15 protein-coding genes and 6 pseudogenes are annotated in these 21216 nt (G+C 29.9%); 11 read left to right on the top strand and 10 right to left on the bottom strand.

Annotated elements, in window-relative coordinates; translation table 11 throughout:
* From HMPREF2897_RS01400 to HMPREF2897_RS01390, 3 genes and pseudogenes are all read left to right on the top strand, one after another.
* Positions 1–275, top strand: a 275-nt coding sequence (locus HMPREF2897_RS01400; protein ID WP_141751272.1) for a Csa1 family protein, incomplete at its 5' end; no start/stop codon positions are given.
* 337 nt (positions 276–612) lie between these two features.
* A pseudogene (locus tag HMPREF2897_RS01395) lies at positions 613–1399 on the top strand (tandem-type lipoprotein).
* Positions 1400–1751: 352 nt separating this feature from the next.
* Complete coding sequence (locus HMPREF2897_RS01390; RefSeq protein ID WP_002497171.1) at positions 1752–2639, top strand: mechanosensitive ion channel family protein; 888 nt, start codon at positions 1752–1754, stop codon at positions 2637–2639.
* A gap of 242 nt (positions 2640–2881) precedes the next feature.
* Here the strand turns inward: HMPREF2897_RS01390 and HMPREF2897_RS01385 are convergent, their stop codons facing one another.
* Positions 2882–3415: a GNAT family N-acetyltransferase gene (locus tag HMPREF2897_RS01385; RefSeq protein ID WP_002447558.1), complete on the bottom strand. Its 534-nt coding sequence runs from the start codon at positions 3413–3415 to the stop codon at positions 2882–2884.
* A gap of 494 nt (positions 3416–3909) precedes the next feature.
* Here HMPREF2897_RS01385 and HMPREF2897_RS01380 point away from each other — a divergent pair, with 494 nt between their 5' ends.
* Together HMPREF2897_RS01380 and HMPREF2897_RS01375 are read left to right on the top strand one after the other, a co-directional pair.
* A complete protein-coding gene (locus tag HMPREF2897_RS01380; RefSeq protein ID WP_002497173.1) occupies positions 3910–4821 on the top strand; it encodes a hypothetical protein in 912 nt (303 codons plus the stop codon).
* A 313-nt stretch (positions 4822–5134) separates the two neighbouring features.
* Positions 5135–5320: a hypothetical protein gene (locus HMPREF2897_RS01375; protein WP_002474927.1), complete on the top strand. Its 186-nt coding sequence runs from the start codon at positions 5135–5137 to the stop codon at positions 5318–5320.
* A 248-nt stretch (positions 5321–5568) separates the two neighbouring features.
* Here the strand turns inward: HMPREF2897_RS01375 and HMPREF2897_RS01365 are convergent, their stop codons facing one another.
* Positions 5569–5979 carry a DUF1433 domain-containing protein gene (locus HMPREF2897_RS01365; protein WP_010959355.1) on the bottom strand — a complete coding sequence of 137 codons (411 nt, stop codon included), beginning with the start codon at positions 5977–5979 and terminating at the stop codon, positions 5569–5571.
* Between the two features lie 593 nt (positions 5980–6572).
* On the opposite strand from HMPREF2897_RS01365, the gene HMPREF2897_RS01360 reads away from it, so the two are divergent.
* Positions 6573–7430 carry a hypothetical protein gene (locus HMPREF2897_RS01360; RefSeq protein WP_049382997.1) on the top strand — a complete coding sequence of 286 codons (858 nt, stop codon included), beginning with the start codon at positions 6573–6575 and terminating at the stop codon, positions 7428–7430.
* Between the two features lie 609 nt (positions 7431–8039).
* Here the strand turns inward: HMPREF2897_RS01360 and HMPREF2897_RS01355 are convergent.
* Together HMPREF2897_RS01355 and HMPREF2897_RS01350 are read right to left on the bottom strand one after the other, a co-directional pair.
* Entirely contained in the window at positions 8040–8399 is a 360-nt protein-coding gene (locus tag HMPREF2897_RS01355; RefSeq protein ID WP_002487258.1) for a hypothetical protein, read from the bottom strand.
* A 317-nt stretch (positions 8400–8716) separates the two neighbouring features.
* Positions 8717–9697, bottom strand: a complete 981-nt coding sequence (locus HMPREF2897_RS01350; RefSeq protein ID WP_070592471.1) for a tRNA dihydrouridine synthase — start codon at positions 9695–9697, stop codon at positions 8717–8719.
* 199 nt (positions 9698–9896) lie between these two features.
* On the opposite strand from HMPREF2897_RS01350, the gene lqo reads away from it, so the two are divergent.
* On the top strand, positions 9897–11381 hold the full coding sequence (gene lqo, locus HMPREF2897_RS01345) for an L-lactate dehydrogenase (quinone) (protein WP_002497178.1): 1485 nt from the start codon (positions 9897–9899) through the stop codon (positions 11379–11381).
* A gap of 898 nt (positions 11382–12279) precedes the next feature.
* On the opposite strand, the gene HMPREF2897_RS01340 is transcribed toward lqo, so the two are convergent.
* On the bottom strand, positions 12280–12774 hold the full coding sequence (locus HMPREF2897_RS01340) for an isoprenylcysteine carboxyl methyltransferase family protein (protein WP_058703107.1): 495 nt from the start codon (positions 12772–12774) through the stop codon (positions 12280–12282).
* Positions 12775–13338: 564 nt separating this feature from the next.
* Here HMPREF2897_RS01340 and HMPREF2897_RS01335 point away from each other — a divergent pair.
* Positions 13339–16455 (top strand): CDP-glycerol glycerophosphotransferase family protein, encoded by a 3117-nt coding sequence (locus HMPREF2897_RS01335; RefSeq protein ID WP_070592466.1) that lies wholly within the window; start codon positions 13339–13341, stop codon positions 16453–16455.
* Positions 16456–16517: 62 nt separating this feature from the next.
* On the opposite strand, the pseudogene HMPREF2897_RS13085 reads toward HMPREF2897_RS01335, so the two are convergent.
* A pseudogene (locus tag HMPREF2897_RS13085) lies at positions 16518–16796 on the bottom strand (replication initiator protein A); the annotation flags it as partial.
* 134 nt (positions 16797–16930) lie between these two features.
* Here HMPREF2897_RS13085 and HMPREF2897_RS13245 point away from each other — a divergent pair.
* Positions 16931–17264, top strand: a pseudogene (locus HMPREF2897_RS13245) (hypothetical protein).
* A 715-nt stretch (positions 17265–17979) separates the two neighbouring features.
* On the opposite strand, the gene HMPREF2897_RS13075 reads toward HMPREF2897_RS13245, so the two are convergent.
* The 4 genes and pseudogenes from HMPREF2897_RS13075 to HMPREF2897_RS01310 all read right to left on the bottom strand — a co-directional run.
* Positions 17980–18123, bottom strand: a complete 144-nt coding sequence (locus HMPREF2897_RS13075) for a helix-turn-helix domain-containing protein (protein WP_002447545.1) — start codon at positions 18121–18123, stop codon at positions 17980–17982.
* Between the two features lie 43 nt (positions 18124–18166).
* Positions 18167–18931 carry an AraC family transcriptional regulator ligand-binding domain-containing protein gene (locus HMPREF2897_RS01320; protein WP_002475351.1) on the bottom strand — a complete coding sequence of 255 codons (765 nt, stop codon included), beginning with the start codon at positions 18929–18931 and terminating at the stop codon, positions 18167–18169.
* 38 nt (positions 18932–18969) lie between these two features.
* A pseudogene (locus HMPREF2897_RS01315) lies at positions 18970–19779 on the bottom strand (oxidoreductase).
* Positions 19780–19885: 106 nt separating this feature from the next.
* Positions 19886–20268 (bottom strand): annotated as a pseudogene (locus HMPREF2897_RS01310) (helix-turn-helix domain-containing protein); the annotation flags it as partial.
* Positions 20269–20367: 99 nt separating this feature from the next.
* Between HMPREF2897_RS01310 and HMPREF2897_RS12030 the strand changes: the two are divergent.
* Positions 20368–20525: pseudogene (locus HMPREF2897_RS12030) on the top strand (IS6 family transposase); the annotation flags it as partial.
* 298 nt (positions 20526–20823) lie between these two features.
* On the top strand, positions 20824–21216 hold a 393-nt coding region (locus HMPREF2897_RS01305), incomplete at its 3' end, for a KxYKxGKxW signal peptide domain-containing protein (protein WP_176744849.1).

The raw sequence follows: 21216 nt of genomic DNA, 5'->3' as shown, positions 1-21216 counted from the left end.
ATAAAGACGGAGAGATATCTTACAATCCTAATGTACCTAGTTATTCTGCGAAATATCAATTGAGTAATAATGACTATAACGTGAAACAATTAAGAAAAAGATATGACATCCCAACTAAAAAAGCACCTAAATTATTGTTAAAAGGGGATGGCGACTTAAAAGGGTCATCTGTAGGTCGTAAAGACCTAGAATTCACCTTCGTAGAAAACAATGAAGAAAATATCTATTTTACAGATAGTATTAACTTCAAACCGACTGAGCGTGATGAATCATGAACAGTACTGAATATAAAATAAAACCAGGTAATATAACAAGCAACTCTGAATAAACAAGTTCGGTATCTAAAATAAGTTATGAAATAGAAAATGCAAATCATAAAAGAGATGAAAGCTGAAGAATAGCACTGCTAACATAAACAATGAGACACTACCACGCTTTCAGTAAAAATTTTAAAAGTTTAACTAAAGACGATTTGGTAGTTTTTAAAATCTTTGAATTGGATTCAATAAGTAATAATTTAAAGAATAATATGGACTAATTAATTTAGAAGCGTATTAAAGTGATGCATTTTGTAAAAGTATAAATCAAGTAAAATCGGAAAGATGTGAGCCAATGCGTTATCTCAAGAAAGTAACTATATACATAAGTTTATTAATTTTAACGATTTTTATTGGAGGATGTGGTTTTATAAATAAAGAAGATAGTAAAGAAACGGAAATCAAACAAAACTTTAATAAGATGTTAAACGTGTATCCTACTAAAAATCTAGAAGACTTTTATGATAAAGAAGGTTTTCGAGATGAAGAATTTGATAAAGGAGATAAAGGAACTTGGATTATTAGGTCTGAAATGACAAAACAGCCAAAAGGTAAAATTATGACCTCAAGAGGTATGGTTCTCTATATCAATCGCAACACTAGAACAGCCAAAGGGTATTTTTTAATAGATGAGATAAAAGATGATAGTAATGGTAGACCGATAGAGAATGAAAAGAAATACCCTGTAAAAATGGAAAACAATAAAATTATTCCAACAAAGCCAATATCTGATGATAAATTAAAAAAAGAAATTGAAAACTTCAAATTTTTTTGTGCAATATGGCAATTTTAAAAACTTAAAAGATTATAAAGACGGAGAGATATCTTACAATCCTAATGTGCCAAGTTACTCAGCGCAATATCAATTGAACAATAATGATAATAATGTTAAACAATTAAGAAAAAGATATAATATTCCAACCAATCAAGCCCCTAAGTTATTGTTAAAAGGGGATGGCGACTTAAAAGGATCATCCGTAGGTCATAGAGACCTAGAATTTACCTTTGTAGAGAATAAGAAAGAAAACATCTTTTTTACGGATAGTATTAATTTTAAACCGACTGAGCGTGATGAATCATGAACAGTACTGAATATAAAATATAACCAGGTAATATAACTAGCAACTATGAATAAACCAGCGCAGTATCCAAAATCAGTTCTGAAATTGAAAATGCGAATAATAATAGTTTGAAAAAATGTCAAAGGTCATTCGATGGATGGTTTTATGATTACACTTGGAAGTGACTAAAAAATCAGTACTCTTAAGATGATTTTTTATATAGAAATTCATAAAGCATCCTTCATCAAAAAGTGAAGGGTGCTATGTTTATTTATAAGTGTTATATTTAGAAATGACTTACTGCTCATTATCTATAAAGATTTATACATTGAAAATATTAATTGTTTTAACAATAGGAGGTCATGTTGTTATTATGAGTCAGTTTAAGGACACATTATATAAACTATTTGAGCCAATGATGAAAATAGAGTTCTATCAAAATCTTTTGGTTAATCTTTTAATTATACTTGCTTATATCTTGATGGGTGTGATTGTAATTGCGATATCAAGAAAGTTAGTTACTAAATTTTTCAACGTTAATGAAAAGAAAAAGAACCGTCATAAAATTAAGAGAAGTGAAACACTATCCACATTGATTCAAAATTTAATAAGTTATGTCGTATGGTTTATTGTCCTTACGTCAATACTTTCACGTTTCGGTATTAGTGTATCAGCAATTTTAGCAGGAGCTGGAGTTGTTGGTGTTGCCGTTGGTTTCGGAGCACAAACAATTGTAAAAGACATTATTACTGGTTTCTTTATCATATTTGAAGGACAGTTTGATGTAAGTGATTATGTTCAAATTAATGCATCTGGGGTAACAATTGCTGAAGGTACGGTTAAAACGATTGGTTTAAGATCAACGCGTATACAATCAGATACTGGAGAAATTTATACATTACCTAATGGTATGATTAGTGAAATAGTTAATTATTCTGCTACAGATGTTTCACCTATTGTGATGATACCGATTTCTCCAAATGAGAATTATAAAGTGATAGAAGAGAAATTATTAACATTTTTACCTACATTAAAGAATAAATATGACATATTTGTATCTGCACCAGATTTACTTGGTTTAGATAGTGTTGATGGCAATGAAATGGTGATTAAACTTTTAGCACATGTTAAGCCTGGAATGCATTTTCCAGGACAACGTTTGCTTCGTAAAGAGGTCATACAATACTTTAGTGAAGAAGGCATTCATATTCCGAAACCAACACTTGTAAAACTTGATAAAGAATTGAATAAAAAAGAATAGTCTGCAGATTCATTTTTTATGTGAAAATTCATAAAGCATCCCTCATCGCAAAGTGAAGGATGCTTTATTTTTATTATGAAGAGCGCGGAAACAGTTAATGCTACAATCACAAAAGATTTAAGTGTACATTATACAAGCATAACTTAATTTATGGGTGCTGTGTAAAAGGTGTTGTAGTCAAACGCATACATTATTGCCACGCAAAAGTTTACTTAAGGTTATTTGGGTTGAGTAAAATCTCTTTATGACTCAAAAAAAGCGTTTGGATAATGGATTACGCCAGAAACATTATCCAAAGCATGTTCTTTTAATTCCATCGCCATTAATGTATCTTTTGGAACGTCAAAGGGTGCCTCTATATTCCAGTTAGATGCTTTTTTAAACCCGAATTTAGGATAATAGTCAGAGTGTCCCAATACAATGACTGACTCAAAATTAAGGTTCTTTGCTGTTTCTAAAGCCTTTTGTATTAACTGTCGACCTACACCTTTGTTTTGATAAGCAGATAGCACAGAAACGGGTGCTAAAGCTAGTGACCCTGTTGAGTTTTTACCGCTAACAATGGAAATTTTAGATAATAAAATTTGTCCTATTATTTTATTTTTATCGAGGGCAATTAATGATAAATCTGGTACAAATGTATCTGATTGTCTTAGTTTTGCTACTAATTTATGTTCATTATGATCACTATACGTTTCATGAGCAAAGGCTTCCTTTATAAGTCTTTCTGTAAATGAATAATCTTCTCGTTTCTCTTTTCTGATTTTCAAATTCATTCTTTCACCTTACCTCAATAATAATTTTATCATCAATATAACATAATCATTTGGTAATAAATGTATTCATACACATGCCTTATTGCTATTAAATACCACTTTAAATAAAGATATTCAAAAATTTGGTTGATAACCCATACTAAATGAAATTTCCAAATTAAGTTATTTTATTATGATAGATGAAATAATGTTTGATGCAAAGTATAGATTTTTTACAATATCTTCTTTTCTAAAATGAAAATATTTGAGATAATTTATATATCGCACTATTTTTTAATAAGAGTAAATTATATATAGAAGTTTGAAATGATAATTAAATTGTTGATTTTTGATGCTTTGATTGACGGATGATAGATAAGAAATTTTACTGTAGTGTTGATGATTTCAAGTTAAATTAATAAAAGTATCTTCTAATATAGACAACGACTGCGGATTATATTTAAGAGCAATATCTTCATTATTAAATTTTCATTTTTTTAAAGGAGAGAAACGAAATGAAAAAACATGTGTTAGCAATCGGAGCAATTACAGTAACAACATTACTTGCAGGATGCGATTTTGGAGATTTGGTAGGACAGCATCAGACTGAGAAACAATCAGAAAATAGTAACACTCAAACCGAGCAAGCTTCAAATAATAAAAATTCAAATTCTAATAATGGTCATTCAAGTAATAACAATGAGTCTAGAGATAGAGTCGAGGATTTAACTCAATCGCAAAAAGTAGCATTAGCTATCAATGATCCCTCAGTTTCTCAATATGCCGTTAACGCAAGTGAATTAAGAAATCATTCATTTTATGCAAACTATAACGGTGGAGGCGAACGTAAAAGTATTCATACGTATCAGTTGGAAGCATTACCAACAAAAGTAGAAGGTGCGCCTAGTGATATGAAATTCTATACTGCAAAACCATCTAAAGGATCATTTGTGACGCTTATCGGTATTGGTAATGAAAAGGTATTAATTGCAGGCACACAAAGTTCAGGAACATATCAACAATATGCGCATTCGGAAGCAGCAAGAGAATTAGATTTACATGAACTATTAAATAAATACGGTAAAAGTTCAAATTATAAAGATATAGCAAATCAAATTGCGTTTACACAAAGTCAATCATCAAATTCAAGTGAATCTAACACGTCAGATGAAGGGACGTCTAACAGTGATAGTGATACATCTAATGATGATAAAGTTACACGTAGTAATGTGATAGATAAAGTTGAAGCGTATGAAGGTCACCCATTAGATACTGATACATATACATTTAAAGAACCCGAACAGAACGAAGACGGAGATTGGGGCTTTTCTATTTTAGATAAGGAAGGCAACCTCGAAGGTTCTTATATTGTGACATCTGATGGTGAAGTTACAAAATACGATGAAAACGGGGAAGAAATAGAGTAAAAGTATATTCAACTGTCGAAATTAAAAATTTAGAAAAAGAAAATTGATTTCCCAGGAAATTGACAACGTTAGCATATTAAAAGCTAGCGTTGTTTTTTATATACTTAACATTAATTCTTCTTTGTATTTTTCAACTTTTATTTTCTAAGCACTTCAATTTTGCTTGATGGATGGTCTGGAAAATATTCAAACACATATGGATTGAGAAAAGATTTTTAGTTTTATGACTTTTAAAGTTCAATGCCAATGATACAATTGGAATAAAGCAAAATTTTTAATAAAGTAATAAATGAAGAGGGGATAAGTTATTCAAATGAATCATTTTGGTAAGCTTCATCGTATATCATTAATATTAAATATTATGTTTTTAATACTCATGCCTAAAATCTATAGTTTTGATAATATTTATTTATCAATAATTTGGACTTTGTTAGGAATAGCAAATGCTGTCTACTTATTGATTAAGCAAAGACAAGAAGGCACTATTAAACGTAAATGAATTAAAAAAAACTCACTTATTATGATGTGCACTCCAGAAGTTGGACTAAAATCTATCTTTGTGGGGTGTTTTTTATGATTGAATATGATAAATTTTATTTTAAATTTAAAGTTTTTCAAGAATATTTAAATGGTTTAAAAATCAAAGTAAGAATAAAAACATCAAAGGCTTGCCTCCTAAAAAATTGTAGAAGACAAGCCTTTAAAATATTACACTAAATTATACTTCTTGTGGTTCAGTATAAATTTTTAATGTTCTTTCTTTTTGTCTAAATCTTTTTTGATTTCATCGGGTGATTTAGATTCATTAGCCGATTTAAGTAATTTAAATATTTTAACGTCTGCTGTAAGTCCGCCTCCAAATTGATAATTGTTTTCAGGTGATGCAAATGCAACAAAATCATCTTTTTTATTGTTATTGATATAGCCTTCAATAACAGCGTCACCCATTGGTCCCTGTTTTAAACTTGTGAAATGGACAGATTTGATAGTATTAGGTTTTTTGGTGTTGTATTTAAGATAAAGCGTGATACGTTCTTGTTGCTCTTTGTAGTAGATTTCTTTTTGTTTTGCTTTTTCGTCATATTTCATTTTGAGATAGACACCTCCAAAAATGATTAATATGATACTAATAAAGATCAAGACTTTCTTTTTTGACATAAATGTAGTTCAACAACTCATAATTTGAGGTTACCATATCAATAGCTTACATAATAAAATTGTTTATTTATTCACGATATTAGACGCACGTATCGAGAAATCAAATCATAAATTATAAATATTAATAAAAATGATTTTCTACAATAGATGTTTATTTGATTTTGATAACGTCCTATTATGTTAACTCTAATAGCTTATTACAAAAATAAGATCTATAAAGTTATTATGTTCATTTTAAAATAGCCTCCGCGAGGTTGTTTTACTTGCTTAACTCTTTGTGTAACAGTTGCCATATGTATGCTCCTTTACGCTTAAATTTTTAAGTTGAGTTTTGACCTCTGATTTTACTATAGGCATCATGTTTTTAGGTGAAACTATATAGTAACAACCTATATTATCTCATACAATGTATTGGTTTATTAAAGACTTAAATATTTAGTCTAAGAAGTGTATTAATTACCTATTTTTGGATTTTTCATATATAATTTTTATAAAAGATATATAAAATGATGCTTTTTGAACTATATTGATTAATGTAAAGATTTAATTTATATTAATGTTAATATTTATATTTTTAGAAAGGGGTCTTTAAATTGAAAAGAATTCTGGTGTTAAGTTTAACGGCATTTTTAGTTTTGGCTGGTTGTAATTCAGGTGATAAGACTGATACTAAAGATAAGAAAGAAGAAACAAAGCAAACTTCAAAGGCAAATAAAGAGAACAAAGAACAACATCATAAGCAAGAGAATGATAATAAGGCTTCAACTCAATTGTCAGAAAAAGAAAGGTTAGCATTAGCATTTTATGCGGATGGAGTAGAAAAATATATGTTAACTAAAAACGAAGTGTTGACAGGCGTGTATGATTATCAAAAAGGAAATGAAACAGAGAAGAAACAAATGGAACAATTGATGTTAGAAAAAGCTGATTCGATGAAAAATGCGCCAAAGGATATGAAATTTTATCAAGTTTATCCGTCTAAAGGACAGTTCGCTTCAATTATTGGTGTAAATAAAAATAAAATATTTATAGGTAGTACGCAAGGCGCACTGATTGATTATCAAACATTATTAAATAATGGCAAGGAGTTAGATATTAGTCAATTGTATGAAGATAATAAAGACAATCGCTCATTGGAAGAAATGAAGAATAAAATAGAGATTGTTGATAGTGGAGCAGCTCAAAAAGCTGATGATCCTGATAAAAATTCTGCAAATACGATGGCACATATGAGAAGTCAAATTTATGAAAAAATAAGTGACTTTGATGGTAAGTTAGATAATAAAACTTATCTATGGGACAATATTAGAATCAATGACGATGGTAATTGGACAGTTCATTACCGTAATCATGATGGTGAAATTATGGGTACTTATAAGAGTGAGAAAAATAAAATTATTAAACTTGATCAAAATGGAAATAAAATTAAAGAACAACAAATGTCTAATTAAATGACAGGCGTTTAAAGCGTTTAGAAACGTGTTGTTTCTAAACGTTTTTCTATATAAAAATATAAATTGTGTATGAGATTTATGAAAATACATTTACAAGGAAATAGAATAAATAGAGATGATAAAGACATTTCTAATGTAAATATCGAGTCTCTCAGTGTTTATGTTGCAAGTTCAAATTGAGTTAGAAAGGTTGTTTAATGTCACGTTCAATATACTAAATGCTTGGTATTAAAATAAGCCAAGGTATATTCATTAACTGTACTTTGGCTCAACTTATGTTATACCTGTACTTTATATTCAACTTCACTTCTTTTTCTTATCAAAATACGGTACAACAAATATTACAAATAAAGCACATGCAATAGGTAACAAAGAACCTAAATTTTCCAATTCATTCACTCCTTTTTTGTGTACAATATCAACACTATTATTCTTCATAAACACGCTTAATTAATATTATTGCGTCATCAAGTAACATCCTGATACCTAATCAGCCTACTGATGAATCAAATTTGAAATAAGAATTTTTAATTTTGTCACCAACTGACTATATGTTAAGAATCCATTAGACATTTATTTAGGCTATAGTCCTTTCTTTATAAATTTTTATTGATATAACTTTATTGATTGAATAGTTGTCTTTTCTGGAAGGAAGTTATATTTAATATTGATTGTAAGTCCTGCGGGTTTTTGATTAATATCTAAACGATAATAACCAATAGGCCCACCCCCTTGGTTATCTGTCGCATTTTCGAACTCGGCTTTCTTTATGGTTGTTAAAAATTGATATGTCTGTTTATCCTTAGCAATCTTATGAAGTTGCTTTGTGTCATGATGTTGTATGGATTGATTTAATTGTTGTTCACTTGAGTGAATCGCCCACATGTCGAAGAAGAAAAAGTTAATAACAACATAACTACAGGCTTGGATAAAGAGAATAGCAACTATAAAAATCAATTTTTTCATTGATATGCACCTTATTTCTAATGAAATATTTGCTCCTTATATTTAATTTATCATAATATTGTTCAGTTTAACTTGAAACTCATGATGTTCAATATATGTTCATCATTCTATATTTTGTATAAAAACATGGACTATATTTAACAGTTTGCTCATTTACTTTTTGGCCCACTATATGTTTAAGTGATCAGTCTAAAACTTATTTTTATGCCACTTTTGTAAATTGCTCGAGATTTACTACTACTAAATATTAAACAACCTCCCTCTGACTCAACAGGGGGAGGTTCATTTATTATTTATTATATTTACCGCTCGCATGCTTATACTTCTGATCGTGCATCCATACGTGCTTCAAAAGTATCGAGTAGTTCTCTTGCTTCGGCAATAGATTGGGTGTTCATTAATTGATGGCGGAGTTCGCTAGCGCCTCTAATGCCGCGTACGTAGATTTTGAAGAATCTGCGTAAACTTTTGAAGTGTCGGGATTCATCTTTATCATATTTTTCAAATAAAGAGAGATGCAAGCGTAATAAACCTAATAATTCTTTGCTTGAATGTTCGCGTGGTTCCTTTTCAAATGCGAATGGGTTATGGAAGATCCCTCTACCAATCATAATGCCATCAATACCATATTTATTTGCGAGTTCTAGACCAGTTTGTCTATCGGGGATATCACCATTGATAGTTAATAGTGTATTTGGCGCAATTTCATCACGTAATGTCTTGATAGCTTCGATTAATTCCCAGTGTGCATCTACTTTACTCATCTCTTTACGGGTACGTAGATGAATGGATAAATTTGCGATATCTTGTTCGAAGACGTGTTTTAACCAGTCTCGCCATTCATCGATATCGTAATAACCTAAACGTGTTTTTACACTGACCGGTAGACCACCCGCTTTAGAAGCTTGAATGATTTCGGCTGCCGTTTCAGGTCGTAGAATTAAGCCGGATCCTTTACCTTTTTTCGCAACATTTGCGACAGGACAACCCATATTTAAATCTATACCTTTAAAGCCCATTTCTGCTAAGCCGATACTCATTTCTCGGAATTGTTCTGGTTTATCGCCCCAGATATGCGCTACCATTGGCTGTTCGTCGTCACTAAAAGTTAAGCGTCCGCGCACACTATGAATACCTTCAGGGTGGCAGTAACTCTCAGTATTGGTAAATTCAGTAAAAAATACATCTGGTCTCGCTGCTTCACTGACAACATGCCGAAAGACAATATCTGTCACGTCTTCCATAGGTGCCAGAATAAAAAACGGACGTGGCAATGTACTCCAAAAATTTTCTTTCATGATTTATTTAAACCTTCTTTATAATAAAAATCTCGAATTTTTACGCATGATGATATTACCATAAAACTCACATAGCTGACTACAACTTTTAAATAAATGATTAGTGAGCCTTTTGCGCTTATTTGTTTAATATATGTTTAAAGTGGTAAAGTCTATATATGTACTATTTTAATATATAAATTTAGAAAGGAACATGTACATGAGTGAAGCAAATCATAAAAACATCGTTGTTGTAGGTGCAGGAATTATTGGTACGTCAGTAGCGACAATGCTTTCAAAAGTAAGTCCTAACTGGCATATCGATATGTTTGAAAGACTAGAAGGCGCTGGTATTGAAAGTTCAAATGAAAATAATAATGCTGGGACAGGCCATGCGGCATTATGTGAATTAAACTATACAGTTGAACAAGATGATGGTTCAATTGATGCATCTAAAGCGCAAGAAATTAATGAGCAATTCGAATTATCTAGACAATTCTGGGGTAATTTAGTTAAAAATGGTGATATTTCTAATCCTGAAGAATTTATCCAACCATTACCTCATATCAGTTTCGTTATGGGACCAACAAACGTTAACTTTTTAAGAAAACGTTATGAAACACTTAGAACAATTCCAATGTTCGATAATATTGAATATACAGAAGACATGGAAACAATGAGAAAATGGATGCCATTAATGATGGAAAACCGTGAGCCAGGACATCAAATGGCAGCAAGTAAAATTGATGAAGGTACAGATGTGAACTATGGTGCATTAACGCGTAAGTTAGCACATTACTTAGAACAAAAATCTAATGTTTCATTAAAATACAATCATGATGTTGTAGATTTAACACAAAGAGAAGATGGCAAATGGGAAGTTGTCGTTGAAAATAGAGAAACAAAAGAAAAAGTAACTAAAATAGCAGATAAAGTGTTTATTGGTGCTGGCGGTCACTCTATTCCGTTATTACAAAAATCTGGCGTTAAACAAAGAGAACACCTAGGTGGTTTCCCAATCAGTGGTCAATTCTTAAGATGTACAAACCCAGATATTATTAAACAACATGCGGCTAAAGTTTACAGTAAAGAACCTCAAGGTAAGCCACCAATGACTGTACCACACCTTGATACACGTTATATCAATGGTAAACAAACATTATTATTTGGTCCATATGCGAATATCGGCCCTAAATTCTTGAAATTCGGTTCAAATTTAGACTTATTCGAATCAATCAAACCATATAACATTACTACAATGTTGGCTTCAGCAGTTAAAAATGTACCTTTAATTAAATATTCAATTGATCAAATGATCAAAACTAAAGAAGGTTGTATGAACTATTTAAGAACATTTATTCCTGATGCTAAAGATGAAGATTGGGAACTTTATACTGCTGGTAAACGTGTTCAAGTAATCAAAGATAGTGAACAACACGGTAAAGGTTTCGTAGTATTTGGTACTGAAGTTGTCAATTCAGACGACAATTCTATGATTGCATTATTAGGTGAATCTCCAGGGGCTTCAACATCATTATCAGTTGTATTAGAAGTTTTAGAGAAAAACTTTGCTGATGATAAAGAAGCATGGGAACCTGTTGTTAAAGAAATGGTACCAACATACGGTCGTTCATTAATTAATGACGAAAAATTAATGAGAGAAACACGTCGTGAAACTTCTAAAAATTTACATTTAAATAGATAAGTATTTAAAAAATAGAATGATATGTCACGAAATAATGACATGATGTGTGCACCTCGTAGCATTAGTTAGAATATCTAATGTTACGGGGTGTTTTTTATAGGAAATAGGAAGGAGGTGCGATTTAATTGAATAAGGGAGATATGTGCGATAGTGAGACATAAAGACAAAAAATGAACAAGTTGAGTGAATACTAGAAACGTATACAATACTTGATTCTATAAAAGTAAAAGAAGAGTTGTTTAAAGGTATAAGACCGTTGTTATGTCGAAATATGTTTGATTATTCTATTTGTAAGTATTATGTCGGTGTTGTGGAGGATGAAATTTATTATTTCAACGGATGAAATATTGAAAAATTATTTTTGATCAAGATAGATTTCAAGATTTATTTTAAAAAAATGTTTTAGATTCTAAAATTTAACAAAGTACAGTGACAAAAGAAGATGATTTTGGTGAAGTCATAGATAAGAAAATGAGATTGTTAAAACACTTCGGAGCACACTTCATTATAAAGTGAAGGTGTTCTAAATTTATGTTTGCTCATCTTTCACACTGTAAATCAAAACCTGCTTATAACATACATGTGTATCAAATTAAAACAAACGAAATTACCTAACTCATGTGTTTGGCTATATAATATAAAGGTTGAGTGACGAAGTGTGAGATAACAAAGGTGAGTGTGAGGGTTGTCTGACGTAAGACATACAGCACTCTAAAAAATAGCTCACCTATCTCCACCATTAATAGAACAGTTTGCAAATGGTAATTCTGAAACTTATCACTGGCATATCTACGTCTTTGTATTAAAAACCTACAGTCCGTACGTTTAAATAGCGCATTTTTCAAAATGTTGCTTTAAAGATGTGCGTTCTGAGTAGCGTGATTGTAGGCTTTTTATTTTATATATTCATTAAATTCTCTTCTTGACGAATCCGTGCAATTAAGAAATAAGCATATGGAACTAATAAGAGTGTTGTGTATGTAGCATGTGTTAGTAGCAATACACCGATTAATTCGGGAATGATATTAAAAAAATAGTTTGGATGTTTTGTTACTTTATATAATCCTGATTTGATAATAGGGTGATTTGGCAGTATAAATAATTTCAATGTCCAAATACGTCCTAGTGTCTTTATGACTATAAATAACATGATATAAGCGACGATCAATATGATTAAGCCAATGCCGTTAAGTATACTAAATGTATCCTTATGAATAAATGTTTCTATAGCTGCACTCATGTAAATGAATACATGCGTAATGGCTAGATATTTTGAATTTTTCACACCATATTCCACAGCGCCCTCTACCTTTAGCTGTTTTGCGTGTTGCATAGATATCTTTAAGCTGATGAATCGAATACAGAAAAAGATAAATAAAATAGTTAAAATCATGATGTCCTCCATTGTTTGTTATATATATTCTTTTGCTCGTACAATACAAAGTATTTTATAGAGAAAATGTTTCAAATGCCATTAACTAATTATTAACTTTAGCACCAACTCATAACTCTTCTAACACCTCACATATTAAGTTCAACTTTTCGGATAATCTAATAATTTTAGGCCATATCAAATAGAAAGTCTTAGTTTTATTGTTTAACAAAATCTTAATATCATCAAAAGTTCTATAAGGTTGATAACATGTCATTCTCTACAAGTATGGACATTTTGTGTTAGTGAATATGATGGTTCGAAACAAAAATATATTTTAAAAACCATGCATTTATAATGCGAAGATTTGATATAATATAATTATTATTTATAAATGCTAATGTATGCTTTAAAATAATATAGTTAAAAAATAAATGCGTGATAATATAGATGGTTTATAGCGTTGTCATAATGTTGAGTATTGTAACTAGAATCAATAATTCATCTGACTAATAGTTTTACAAGTTTCAAATAAAGACGAAGTGTACTGAAGCAATACAAAATACGAAAGGTATTGAGTTAAACATGAGGAATAAAAAAATATGGATATTTAATGCTACTAATGACTTTGTAGGTAATCCTAAATGGTTGTTCATATATGTGAATAAATATAGAAAAGATGTCGATGCATATTGGATGTGTGATAATGTTCATGTGGTAAATTACGTTAAAAGTTTAGGATTCAATGCTGAATTATTTCATTCCAAAAAAGCAGAAAAGATTAAAAGCGTGGCAGGTGTATTTGTCGTACATCAAGTGAAAGAACATATCCCTGTAAAATTTGAAAATGAAGTCGTCATACTAAATCTATGGCATGGGGTCGGTATCAAACCTATAGAGCGATTTGTTGACTCGCCAGGAATTAGATATCGTACATATAAAAAATATATCAAGTATAATGAGATGTACCATAATAACCAATTATTTTTGGTCACTTCACCGCTTATGGAACAACATTTTACAAAAATGCTTAATTTAGATGAAGATCAAATCATCCGAGCAGGTTATCCAGCGAATATGTTTAATAAAGCTGAATTTAGATCTTTTGATTATTCTATTAAGCGGCATAAAGGTTTAAATGCTGAAACTAAAGTAGTCTTATATGCTCCTACTTTCAGAGATTATAAGATGAATAATTTTTTTGGTGAAGCTATACCTGATATGGCAAAGCTTCTTAAAACTTTAAAGAAAAATAATATTTTGCTAATTATAAAATTACATTACTTAGTTAAAAATGATGTGAATTTCACCACTGCCAAAAAAATGTATGAGAACCATCCAAATATTTTGTTTTGGGATAATAAGAAAGACATTTATGAAATATTCGACCAAATAGATTTAGGAATCCTAGATTACTCATCTATTTATTACGATATGTTAGCTTCAGGAGTTAAAAAGTTCATTAGATATATTTATGATTATGATAAATATATGGAAAACAGAACTTTAGTATATGATTACAAAGAAAAAACTTCAGGTGTGATTGTTTCAAGTTTTGATGAATTATTAAAAGCTCTAGATCAAATTGATGCTATAGAAATTAACGAAAAGAAAAGTAAGGAAATTATAAATGAATTTTGGCAATATGACCAGGACGATAAAAATGGTTTTGAAAAAATTATAGATACAACTTTAAAATTTAGTATTAAAAGGAAACAATTACCTAAGTTATATAGCTTTGATATATTTGATACGTTGATACAAAGAAAAACATTAAGACCAGATGGTATTTTCTATTATGTTAAAGATAAGTTATTAAGAATAAGTACTGATATACCGATATATGTAATACAAAATTATCCACGTATTAGAATCCAATCAGAAAACTATGTTAGAGATTATTATAAAAAGTCTGAATTTATTCGTGATGAAAAAAGAATCGAAATAAGATTTATAGATATCATTAACAGAATTAAAAATATTCACGAGCTCACAGATGATCAGGCGCAACTTCTATATAATTTAGAAATTGAAGCAGAAATAGCAAATGTAGAAGCAAAAAAGGATAAAATTAAAGTGCTTCATAACTTATTAGACAGTTATCAAGACGTCATTCTAATAAGTGATATGTATTTGCCTAAAGAAGTTATCTTAGAAATGTTATATCAAGTAGACCCTAGATTAACTGAATTACCTCTTTATCTATCAAGTGATATAGGTAATCAAAAATCAACTAGTACACTATATTTAGATGTGTTTGAAGATTTAAAGTACAATTATTCAGAATGGATTCATTATGGGGATAATAAGCATGCAGATTTTAATGTTCCTAAAAAGTTAAATATCAAACCTATTCATCATACAATAACTAAATTTAATGGGTATGAAAATAAAATTTTAAATAAGAATAAGAACTATGATACATTCTTACTTACAACACAAATAGCAAGATTTCGTGAAAATGATAAAAGTAGATTAAATTACTATGTATACAGTTATATAAGTAGTTATTTCATACCATACGTGAGCTGGTCTATTAAAAAAGCAATTAAAGAAAATATTAAGACGCTTTATTTTATATCAAGAGACGGTGAGTTACTTAAAAAAATTGCTGATGAAATAATATCAGTGAAAAAATACAATATCAAAACTAAGTATATATATGGGTCTCGTAAAGCCTGGAGAATTCCTTCGTTTATTAATGAAGTGGACAAAGAGTTTTTTTCGCCTTTTGGTAACTTTACAGGGTTAACGAACTTTGATAGTACCTTACGTGCGTTGCATATCAGTGAACAAGAATTTGACGAGATATTTCCACAGTTAAAACATATTAAAGGATGTTCTGAATTCACAAAAAGTACAAAAGAATTAATTAGAGTTTCTGCTCAAAATAATAATAAATACAAAAATTTATTACTAAAAAAAGCTCATGAAGAACGTAAAATTGTGAATGATTATTTAATTCAAGAAATTGATTTCTATGAAAAATTTGCTTTCGTCGAATATTGGGGAAGAGGTTACACGCAAGATTGCTTAGATCGACTTTTAAATAACATTAGCGATCAAACAATTAATACGATATTCTTCTATGCAAGAAGTATTTATCCAACAGTAGGAACATCAATCAGATATAACTATACTAGTAAAATGACATCATTAATATTTATTGAATCTATATTTGCCAATATGCCATATCAGAGCATTCCGGGATATCGTAGAAATAACAACATAGTTGAACCAGTGATAAATTTTAAAAATTATAATAAACAATTATATGACGCAATGGACAAGATATTGCCACTATTCATACAAGAATTTTTTAATAACAAATATATAGATGAAGATGAAGTTGAACGTAATTTCTATGATTTTGGTGTTGAGTATTTTAAAAATAATCCTGAAGATGACTTTATCGTTAAATTCTTTGCACCACTCAAAGATTCAGTCATATTGTATGAACCAGAGATAGAATATGCACCTGCCATTAGCTATAAAATGGCTTCTCAAAAGTTGTTAGGAAAAAAAGTCCCGTTAAAAACTAAAAATAAAAGAATGTCATTAAAAAGATCGCCAAGAGGAGTTCAAAAAGCATATCAATTTCACATTAAATATTTAAAAAACAGAAAATCAAAAATTATACGACAACTTCTGAATAATAGAGTGATTAAGGTTATTATGAAGTTAAAAACTATTTTAAAATAATGAATTAATTTTAATAGTTTCATTGGATAGCAATAATTGAGTCTGGGACATAAAGTTCCAGCCTCCTTGTTATACCGGTCTTCTATATTATTTTCTCGTTTTGAAATATAGTATATGTCAGCTTCTGTTACTTCAGGTCTTTTAATATATAATTTATTTGGATTACTAATATTTAATATCGACTTGAGTTTTTCATTGGTATAAATAAAAAATATATCTCCATTTTTATCTATCCAGTTATTTCTTATAGATAAATCTAAACGATCTCTCAATATGGACCAAGTTATTTTGGCATCATTAGACAGATTAGTATATTTAGAATTTGAAAAGAGGTAATAAAAAAGTTATAAGTATGTTTATATGTAATTTCAAAATAATATTCCCATATATAAAAGGCTATTATATATAGCGTATAAACCTACATAAACCCTGATATATCAAGTATAAATAATATATAAATATATGGAGGCGTTATATGAAGATTATGAAGCAAATCGCTGATGAATTAAACGTAACAAAGATGACTGTTTATAATAATGCTAAAAAAGCAAATGTGAAATTTCAAAAGATTGAAAGTGTAAATTATTTATCTCCCGAAGATGAAGTTATAGTAGCTAATAGAATAAAAAAATCAACAAATATTAGCTTTAGAAAGTAATAAAAAGATTCAAAAACTAGAAAATCAATTAGAAGAAGATGAATTAATGAGTTATAATAATCTATCTGAAGAAATAAATACTAATAATTATGATGATAAGGTAGAACAACCACCTAAAAAGGGTTTCTGGAGGCGTTTGTTCGGTAATTAATTCTATTAAAAAGACACGCACGATCAGTTTATAAGCTTATCGTGCGTGTCTTTTTATGTGGATCAAACTTCTGATAATCATAGCTTATGTTAACTCAAAACACGAGAATAAGAACTGATATTAGGGCGTTTGTCGACATTAAAGAGGTTTGGTAAGTATTGGATTTGCTAGCTACTGACGTGGCAACAGCATTTGATAGTTAGGAGAAATCTCCTAAGCCCTTTATCTTTTTGCCAAGGTAAATAGGAAAGTTTTATTAATTGCTGGTGATAATACACACTCTAAATATCATTCTAAAGAGGTTGCTAACTTAATTCCGACTCAAACTGAGTTAGTGATTATACCTGATGCAGATCACTGTGATTTATATGATAAAAAAGAAAAAATCCCATTTGATAAATTAGATTCATTTTTTAAAGAACTATAGAATTCCGTACTCTAATATTAAATTTAACCAACAAAAAATTAATATGGAATGCAAGACCTTCATTAATAAAACAATTACTGTAGAAAAAAAGAGTACTAACTTGCACTCTTTTTTCTTGTGTTTTTATCAAAATGTCAATTCCATCACATTTTATGCATTTTGGGACGCTGTGAAACGCCCTCACTTGCATTGAAAAAATTTTATCAAAGATATACACATACGTACGTTGATCTAAGCACTTCAAATCATTATGACGTTCTCTATATTCTCTTTATGTTCTAAATCACTTTAATAAGTTTCTTTAAATTCAGTGATAGTTTGCCCTGTCCATTTTTTAAAAGCTCGTAAAAATGAACTCGTTTCTGAATAGCCAATTAAATAAGCTACTTCGTCAATTTCTATATGATAATTTTTAATATAATTAATAGCCATTAATTTTTGAACTTCCTGCAATTGTTGTTTATATGTTGTATTTTCAGCAGATAGATTTCTTAAGGCCGATATTTTTAGCGATATCCTCTAATGTGAAATTTCCGCTAGGTATCAAATTAAATAATATAGATTGAATAGTTGAGGTGAATTTTTGATTATTAGATAATTCTGCTAATCTATGATTAAATTCACCTTCTAAAAATTCCCACATGACATTATTATATGTCGCGAAAGGATGTACTAAATCTTTTCTATTAAAAACAAGCAAATTTGAATCTGTTTGTTCGACATGTATATTGAATGTTTTAGCTATTATATCACTATAATTATACGGAGAACTAATCGCTATAGGATCTATTTGTTTGCCAGTGCCAGTTCTTAACAGGCTCAAGACAAGTAATTGTTCATTTAATACCGCAAATTTTGGAAGTGCTTGTTCGGGATATAAGAAAGAAAAATGAATAGCTACTGTTTGATCATGTTGCGTTATTTCAAAATTAATAGGACCTATGAGTTTTTTACATTTACTCAAACGTTCTAATGCAGCTATACCGTTTTCAGCTGAAAGCGCAGCAAAAATCGGTGGTATGAACATATTAATATTTTTTACATCGCTAAATACTAATATTTGCTCATCTGTGACATATTTATCCATTGTTTGTAGTAATCTATAATATTGCTCATTTGAAACTGTTAATTCTTCTTTCCACATATAATTGGGTATGTCTGATTCTGCTAAAAATTGCTCAAAGCGCATACCTAAACTTTCAATAAATGCTTGTAATTGTTTACTAATAGTTAGTTTCATTTTACTACTTTCTTATATTTCATTCTTAATTATTTAATTTAACTCGCAGATTTCATGATTTTATCGAATAATCTTGTTGGCAAAATAGCGTGTAAAAAGACAAGAGGTTTCGCTGCAAATCCTATTAAATAGCGTGGTTTAGGTTTATTGCTGTCAATCGCTTTTGAAATCGCTTTTGTAACCACCATTGGATTAGAAAGCATATTTGAACTATATTGTTTTCTCATACCTTTTGATGTTTTTAAGGCAGTTGCTTCATATGCGCCACCTTTAGCTGAATCAACCAGTTTATCAGCAGCTATGAATCCCCAATCTGTCTTAATACCACCAGGCTCAATTACAGATACATCTATGCCAAATTCTGCAACTTCCATACGTAAAGCGTCACTAAATGCTTCTACAGCGTATTTTGTAGCATGGTATCAAGCACCAAAATACGTAGTTAAACGCCCACCCATAGATGACGTATTAATTATTCGTCCTGACCTTTGTTCTCTCATGTGTGGTAAAACAAGTTGTGTTAATCGTGCTAATCCAAACACATTCACTTCAAATTGTTGCTTTGCCTCTTCAATTGTTACATCTTCGATTGCACCATATGAGCCATAGCCAGCATTATTTACAAGTACATCAATACGTCCTTCTGTTTCAATAATCGTATCAACAACCAATTGCATTGATGATTCATCTGTCATATCTAATTGAATCGGTTTAACTTTTTTTAAACCTTCCAAATTTTCGACTCTACGACCAGCACCATAGACAATATTACCCTGATTTGCTAAATATGCAGCAGTTTCATATCCAATACCACTTGTTGCGCCTGTTATTAAAATTACTTTTTTCATCTAAAAGACCACCTTTAATTTTTATTTATATATAGTATATATAAATATCCATAGTGATTTAATGACAATGTACGACTATATATTTCCATTTGACGCCAATATAGTGTCAGAAGCTCTCATTGTTATCGTGTTTAATTCGATAAACAGTTTGTCTTGTGATATTAACCTCTTTCGCAATTTTACTAATTGCTTGGCATTCTTCTAACATTTCTACTACACGATGATAATGATACGTTTCTGAGGATCTTTCGCATTCGGTGAATAGAGTAAAGGTCGCCCTTTATATATTCCTTTGTCTTTCGCGACTTGAATCCCTTGTGCTTGTCGACGTTTACTTTCATTTCTTTCTTGTTCTGAAATCATTGCCAAAATTTGAACGATTAAATCTTTCATAAACTTATCCAATAATGGGTTACTGATGACTTCATTCATCATAGGTAAACTTGTAATCATCAACTGAACTTCTTTCTTCTTTAAATAACTTACAGTAAAGAGGATATAAGAAACGAAAATCAGTCTAAAAAAGTTTTTGGAGTAGACTATTTGGTAATTAAAAATGAATGTAAAAGAAACGATATTACCTTCATATTAAAGATAAGAAAGACAAGGAATCAAAGTATAAATATGGAAAGAATGATTTAAAAGGTATTGAATGTATTTACGCTCTATATAAAAAGAACCGCAGGTCTCTTCAGATCTACGGATTTTCGCCATGCCACGAAATTAGCATCATGCTAGCAAGTTAAGCAAACACTGACATGATAAATTAGTGGTTGGCTATATTTTTTTAATTTGCAACAGAACCATATTTTATTCTTACTTTATATAGATATCGTGAAAATTGGAGATTATGCCTGCTGATTAAATATAATTAAAGTACTGTATATTTTATAAATCTATAAAATATAATAAAATAAATTAATTATATTATTTTTTTAATTTGAATTGCTTCTATAAAGCAACGGTGATAATATTGAAACATAAAAAATTTGGTTAATGGGTAATATTGCAATTAAATGATTCAATTGAATGATGGAGGGAAATATGACAAAAAAGATCAAACAGTTTAAAGATAGTTTTAATGAAGAAAAAGCAAGAGTAAGGTTGTATAAGTCAGGTAAAAATTGGATTAAAGCTGGTATTAAGGAAATTCAACTACTTAGAGTAATGGGTTTACCATTCAATGGTCAAAAAATTACAGATAAAGAAGACGTAAATGCGAATAACAATAGCAACAATATGAAAAAAAATATTTCGAAAGCATCGGCAGTTATTGGTGGGGCTTTTACTTTTAATATGCTAAATGATCATCAAGCGTTTGCTGCATCAGAAACGCCGGTAACTTCAGAAATAAGTTCTAATAGTACAACTGTAGGCGATCAAACATCTACTAAAGAAAGCAGAGACAGTGCCGCAAGTACAGAAAGCAAAGACAGT

Source organism: Staphylococcus sp. HMSC065D05, assembly GCF_001813195.1.
Classification (GTDB): domain Bacteria; phylum Bacillota; class Bacilli; order Staphylococcales; family Staphylococcaceae; genus Staphylococcus; species Staphylococcus epidermidis.
The sequence above is the reverse complement of the archived record's forward strand: the minus strand, read 5'-3'. Positions and strand labels throughout refer to the sequence as shown.